Source organism: Aerococcus sp. HMSC10H05, assembly GCF_001806975.1.
Lineage (GTDB): Bacteria > Bacillota > Bacilli > Lactobacillales > Aerococcaceae > Aerococcus > Aerococcus viridans_B.
In genome coordinates this window covers 22,436-28,435 of the sequence record NZ_KV786949.1, presented here as the reverse complement: position 1 = coordinate 28,435, position 6,000 = coordinate 22,436, and the positions used below count along the sequence as shown (strand labels likewise).

The following is a 6,000-nucleotide window of genomic DNA, read 5'->3' as shown; positions in this document are numbered from 1 at the left end:
AATTCTAAACGACTTTTGTCTCACCTTCTTTTGCGTCCAAATAGAATTTGTAAGTCAAGAGTAATACCAGCTAATGCCATTGCTTCTGTAATTTGATGTTCATTTGCATGCCACATTAATGGCGTCATTTGAATTAAATCACGTAACTGCTCTTTGTTTAATGGTCGATATTGTTGATAATGACTTTGACCAAAGTCGTTGAAGGTCGCTTTAAATTTAGCGATGGATGCAGAAGTGTTTTGTTTTTGTTCATCCACTGGTAGCATAATTTCCCGTAGTTCTTTTAAATAGTTAGGGCCGGGTACGATTTTTAGCGCCCAACCTTGGTCTGAAAGTGCTCGGTTTAATTCAGCGTAGTTAGAAGGTGAAAGGATAGTAAGCGTACCTTCTACTTGACCATCTTTAAAGGGTAATTTACTTAAATCAGCGACTATCCAAAGGGCGTTGGTATAGTGTTTGGCAGCAGAAAGGATGCCATCTTTAGCTAAGTCTAAGCCTAGAAATTGTGGCATTTGCTCTTGATTGTTAGCCACATGTACCTGCCAAGTTTGTGCTAGTTGGTGAAGGTGACTACCTTCTCCAGTGCCTAAGTCAATTAGGTTTTTAACTTGTGTTAAGTCTACCTCTTTTTCAATTAATAGGTCTATGATTTGTGGGTAAATACCGGCGTATAGACTTGCATCTTGCATGATTCGTTGGCGAGCAGTGAAGAGGTTGCTGTTGTAGTGTGCTTCTTGGTGGTTGGGTGCAAGGTTAATGTAACCTTGTTTAGCAATGTCAAAGCTGTGATTGTGATCGCAACGGACTTGATTATGGCTAAAAGAAAGATTGCTTTTGCAGATAGGGCAGATCATGCGCGATGCCCAGTAATTAAATTTTTGAATTGCTTGTGTACGTTTTGATTCCATAGTTCACCTTTTTGAATTTGTCATAGTTCTCACTTTTATTATAGCATGTTAGAATAGACTTATTAATGATGATTCATGAGTTGGGTGCTGGCTATTTTTGTTTGCATGCTAGTTAATCATAATGATTTGAGAAGTGAGGGAATATGCGAAATAGAGATAAAAGATGGCTATATAGCGGATTCATAGCTAGTGTGATGAGCCTATTGCATGTGATGTTGGAGCTATGGTTTCCAAATCCTAGTTTCCAAGCAATCCTCGGGGATGGTTTGGCGGTGCAACAGGGGTTCTATTATCCAGCTTTATTTATAGTTTATTTGCTAATATATACATTCATGACGTATGCTTACTATCTAATTGACTTTCGTTTGCCAGGAACGAAAGGGACGAAAGTAATGCTTTATGTCATCTCCGAATTGTTAATTCTGTTAGTTTACCGGGCTGAACCCTTGCCACACTTAGTGGATATAGACTGGGTGATCAATCCGATTAAAATAATGTTGATTTTTATCATACAAGGTCAGTTGATTTACTGGTTAATGGCTCGCCAACGGTTGATGTATAAGCCAAAACCCTTTTTCTATACGAGAGGTTTACATGTCTACATACTCGTTTTTGCGATCATGCGGCTAGTGGCTTATCTAGGCCTAGGTATTTATGGAGTAGATGATGGGCAGTTACCAATGGCTGTTCTTTGGGCTGGTATTATGGGGCTTGCGATTGGCTTATCTTTTGGTGCAATACAGCGGTTTATTATCCGTCAAAATCAAATTGGAAAGACTAACCAGTTTGCCCTACAATTTTTTGCTTGGCTTGCAATCGCCAATTATGCCATGATGTATCTACGTTATGATGTCGGCATTTTTGATTTACTAGCTCGTCTAGGATTGGATATTGCAGCTGTTTGGATTGCGACCTTTATCGTGCTCCATTGGCAAATCAATGAGCGCACACCTGTATATCCATTAGACACAAATTCACAAATATAAGTAGTTGTTGGCTAGGACCCTGCTGTCCTAGCTTTTTTTACAAAAAAATGCCCGCTAATCAGCTAGCGAGCAATAAGATCGTATTATGTTTCTTGTTCTTCTGCATATACTCGGTCTAACACTTGTTGGAATACTTCAACAGGTTGGGCACCTTGCACTGCGTATTTATTATTAAATACAAAGAAAGGGACACCTTGAACGCCAACTTCACCTGCGCGGAAGATATCAGCAGTGGCTTCAGCTTGGAATTGATCTTCACTAGCTAAAATTTCACGGACTTTGTCTCCATCTAAACCGACTAATTTAGACAGCGAAATGATTGTATCTTCGTCGCTAATTAATGCACCATCTTCGAAGTAAGCTGTATAGAATGCTTTAAAATATTCGCCGTCTCTACCTTGTGTTTTCGCATATTGGAATACACGATGTGCAGGCATGGTGTCGGCCATCTTCATATCAGAAAAGTTGAAGTTTAAGCCAGTAGCAGTAGCCATTTGTATGACTTGTTCGTTCATTTGCACTGCCTGTTCAACAGTAGTCCCTTTTAAATCTGCAAAAGCTTCATAGAAGTTTTTGCTTGGATCATATTTTGCACCAGGCATTAATTCGAATGATTTGTGCTCAATCGTAATTTCATCTGCGTGGGCAAAGTTAGCCATTGCGCGTTCCAAGTGCGTTTGTCCAATATAACAGAACGGACATACGAAATCAGCCCAAATTGTAATTTCCATGAAAGTAAATCACTCCTTATCATTTTTTATTTGTGATCTTTACTTGTTTGATTATTTTTAGCTTCTTGTTCTTGATCATCTTTCTCCTTATCGCCATCTCCATCACCGTCAATATTAACGATAGAGGCAAACAAGTCTTCTAACTCAGTAGATTTACGGCTTTCGATACCCATGGTAACGCTCCTCTCTGCAATTTACTTCTAGGAAATATTATAAGGACGTCTATTAAGGAATGCAAAGACTAGGTACTAAGGTGAGGGGAATTGCTAATAGTGGGATAGGCGCTAAATGTTCGTCTTTACTGGGGAAATAAAAAAGGCCAAAGAAAATATTTACATTTTCTTTGACCTAATTATCTATAAATTACAACAAAAATCTAGTAGTCATAACCATATGGGTTATCAAATAAATCTAGACCTTTCAAATCGTCCACATTTTGTGAACCTGTTAATTGCATTACACGTTCTAAGTCTTTTTGGAAGTAGTCAAGTACTGAATAAGCACCTTGCCATCCACCTAAAGCTAAACCAAATAATACTGGACGACCTAAAGCAACAACGTCTGCACCGGAAGCTAAAGCTTTAGCAACGTGTTCACCACGACGTACACCTGAATCAAAGACGATTGGTACACGTTTGTTTACACGTTCTGCAATAGCTGGCAGCGTATCAAATGAACCTGGCGCTTCATATAATTGACGAGCACCATGGTTAGATACCCAGATACCTGATGCACCAGCTTTAATTGCCATATCAGCATCTTCAGGGTGTTGAATACCTTTAACAAATACTGGTAATCCAGAGTAAGCAGCGATTTCTTCAATATCTCTTGGCGAAATCTTTTGTTTTGAAGCGCCATAGATATTGTTTAATGACATACCTTCTGCTGAACCACGTAAATAGCGTTGAACAATTGGCATACCGAATGGGTAAACGAATTTATTCTTCACATCACGGTCACGGTTACCAGAAACAGTTGAGTCAGCTGTAAGGATGATAGCAGTTGCGCCATCAGCTTTTGCTTCGTCTAAGATATCACGGTTTTGTTGGTCATCTTTAGCCATGTAAATTTGGAACCAACGAGGTCCGCCGTTTAACCCTTCAGAAATCTCTTCAAATGTTGCACCAGAATAAGCTGAGATCGACATGATTGTACCAAATTCTGAAACTGCACGTGCAGTACCTGCTTCTTTAGTAGCATGTGCTAAACCATGTGCAGCAATTGGTGCCATGATGAATGGTGCTTTAATTTTATGACCTAAAATTTCAGTACTTGTATCAGGCGCTTCAACATCTTGTGCTAGACGCGGGTAAAGTAATTTATGCTTCCAAGCGCGGTCATTAGCACGTTTAGTCCACTCATCCCCAGAAGCACCGGCAATGTAGTTAAAACCACCATGTGGTACCACTTTACTTGCTTCTTCTTCTAAGTCGTAAGTATTGACAACATCAATGTATTTAATCTCACTAGGTGCATTATACTCAATGTTATTGTTATCCATTATATTCGCTCCTTCTAAATGTAAAAAAATAAATATGGCAAGACAAATCTATCAACGTTCCTATTTTAGCGTTTGTGATGTCAAAAGGAAAGGTTTTAGAAATCGTTTTCAAAACAATTTTAGCAAAAATCAAATTAAAGCGCTTAAATAGTGCCTTTTGATAAGTATTCAAAGTATTTTTACCTAAAATTTCATAAATAAGAATACAAAAATGTTTCTAAAATAGTAAAAAAAGACCAGGAGAACCTGGTCATAAAGAACAGCTATTCTTATTAATCTAATGATTTAGATCATGGCTAAGATAATAAAATTAGCTAAGAATAAGAATGATGCAGCCCATAAGATTGGATGAATTTCTTTTGTTTTGCCAAGTGATACTTTCACGATGCAGTAAGTGATGAAACCTGCTGCAATTCCGTATGAAATTGAGTAAGCATATGCCATAAATACAGAAGCAAAGAAAGCAGGAATTGCAACTTCTAAGCTAGACCAATCAATCTCACGAATAGCTGACATCATCATAATACCAACGATGATTAAGGCTGGTGCAGTAGCAGCGCTTGGTACTAAGCCAACGAAAGGTGAGATGAAAGCACATAGGAAGAAAGCAATGGCAACAAATACAGACGTTAAACCAGTACGGCCACCTAATGAGATACCTACAGTAGATTCAGCATAGACAGTTGTGTTTGAAGTACCAAAAATCGCACCTAGTGAAGTACCAACCACATCACCAAAAAGGGCTTTATCTAATTTGGTATTCATGACGCTTGATTGATCCATATTATCAATATCTTCTTTGGTAAAGATACCTGAAGCGCGCCCTGTTCCAATGAATGTACCAATTGTATCGAATACATCAGATAGAGAGAAAGCAAAGATTGTCATGATAACTAATGGATAACGAGATGGATCTGCGAAAAGGGACAGCAAACCTTCTTTGCCAAAGGCTGCTCCGAAAGTTACACCCAAGTCTTGGAAGGCAGCGCCTAAACCAGACTGGTCCAAGTTCACAGTGGCTAAAGCAGCTGGGTTTAAAATAACGTAAATAGCTGAAACTGCGACGATACCAATTAAGATCGCACCTTTTACATTTTTTAATAATAAAAAGATTGTTAGGATTAGGCCAAATAAGGCTAATAGTGAAGTTTGGTCTGTAAAAGTAGAAATTTCTGGGAGTGTTGCCCCAGTAGAGTTGATTGTTGCTAGACCGCCTTCGAAAACAGATTGTGTGGCATCAAATGGTTGACCGTTAACAGCAGTGATATTTGCTGCTTCAGTTGTAAAATTGATGAAACCGGCATTTTTAATACCAATATAAGCAACGAATAGACCAACACCTGCACCAATTGCATGTTGTAATGAATCTGGAATTGCTTTAATAATTAATTGACGGAATTTAGTTACTGTGATGAAGATATTGAATAAACCACAGATAAATACCATCGCCAATGCTTCTTGCCAAGTAAAGCCCAGTGAGAAAACAACTGTATAAGTAAAGAAAGCATTTAATCCCATACCTGGTGCCAATGCATAAGGTACGTTAGCAAATAATCCGATAAATAATGTCGCTAAAGCTGATGAAATGATGGTTGCTAAGAACACACCTTGGTAAGGCATACCTGTTTGAGATAAAATTGCTGGGTTTACAAAAATGATGTAACTCATTGCAAAGAAGGTTGATAAACCGGCAATCAATTCAGTTGAAAAGTTTGACCCATTTTCCTTCAATTGGAAAAATTCCTCTATTTTTTTCACTTTTCTTGCTCCTTTTATGAATTTAATTAACTACTTCTACCATTATAAAGACCCAAGCGGAAAAATCAATAGCAAACACGAATGTTTATTTAGTTTATTTTTCAATTGTTCGCAAA

Annotated in this window: 6 protein-coding genes; 1 reads left to right on the top strand and 5 read right to left on the bottom strand. The window is 38.1% G+C overall.

Annotated elements, in window-relative coordinates; all coding sequences use genetic code 11:
* Nucleotides 1-20: 20 nt before the first annotated feature.
* Complete coding sequence (locus tag HMPREF3116_RS01180; RefSeq protein ID WP_070467071.1) at nt 21-908, bottom strand: putative RNA methyltransferase; 888 nt, start codon at nt 906-908, stop codon at nt 21-23.
* A 143-nt stretch (nt 909-1,051) separates the two neighbouring features.
* Here HMPREF3116_RS01180 and HMPREF3116_RS01175 point away from each other — a divergent pair, with 143 nt between their 5' ends.
* On the top strand, nt 1,052-1,894 hold the full coding sequence (locus HMPREF3116_RS01175) for a hypothetical protein (protein WP_246819008.1): 843 nt from the start codon (nt 1,052-1,054) through the stop codon (nt 1,892-1,894).
* 83 nt (nt 1,895-1,977) lie between these two features.
* Here the strand turns inward: HMPREF3116_RS01175 and HMPREF3116_RS01170 are convergent, their stop codons facing one another.
* The 4 genes from HMPREF3116_RS01170 to HMPREF3116_RS01160 all read right to left on the bottom strand — a co-directional run bounded on the left by HMPREF3116_RS01170 (nt 1,978) and on the right by HMPREF3116_RS01160 (nt 5,875).
* A complete protein-coding gene (locus HMPREF3116_RS01170) occupies nt 1,978-2,625 on the bottom strand; it encodes a DsbA family oxidoreductase (protein ID WP_070467070.1) in 648 nt (215 codons plus the stop codon).
* Nucleotides 2,626-2,651: 26 nt separating this feature from the next.
* The gene (locus HMPREF3116_RS08950) at nt 2,652-2,798 is read right to left on the bottom strand and encodes a hypothetical protein (RefSeq protein WP_168125754.1); all 147 of its coding nucleotides are present in this window, start codon (nt 2,796-2,798) and stop codon (nt 2,652-2,654) included.
* Between the two features lie 203 nt (nt 2,799-3,001).
* On the bottom strand, nt 3,002-4,126 hold the full coding sequence (gene lctO, locus HMPREF3116_RS01165; RefSeq protein ID WP_070467068.1) for an L-lactate oxidase: 1,125 nt from the start codon (nt 4,124-4,126) through the stop codon (nt 3,002-3,004).
* 285 nt (nt 4,127-4,411) lie between these two features.
* Nucleotides 4,412-5,875, bottom strand: coding sequence for an NCS2 family permease (locus tag HMPREF3116_RS01160; RefSeq protein ID WP_070467128.1), 1,464 nt, complete (start codon nt 5,873-5,875; stop codon nt 4,412-4,414).
* Nucleotides 5,876-6,000: the final 125 nt, after the last annotated feature.

Excerpts from the sequence above, each read along its gene's own strand:
- HMPREF3116_RS01175 (WP_246819008.1), top strand. The coding sequence starts at position 1,052 with ATGCGAAATAGAGATAAAAGATGGCTATATAGCGGATTCATAGCTAGT.
- HMPREF3116_RS01180 (WP_070467071.1), bottom strand. The coding sequence starts at position 908 with ATGGAATCAAAACGTACACAAGCAATTCAAAAATTTAATTACTGGGCA.
- lctO (WP_070467068.1), bottom strand. The coding sequence starts at position 4,126 with ATGGATAACAATAACATTGAGTATAATGCACCTAGTGAGATTAAATAC.
- HMPREF3116_RS01170 (WP_070467070.1), bottom strand. The coding sequence starts at position 2,625 with ATGGAAATTACAATTTGGGCTGATTTCGTATGTCCGTTCTGTTATATT.
- HMPREF3116_RS08950 (WP_168125754.1), bottom strand. The coding sequence starts at position 2,798 with ATGGGTATCGAAAGCCGTAAATCTACTGAGTTAGAAGACTTGTTTGCC.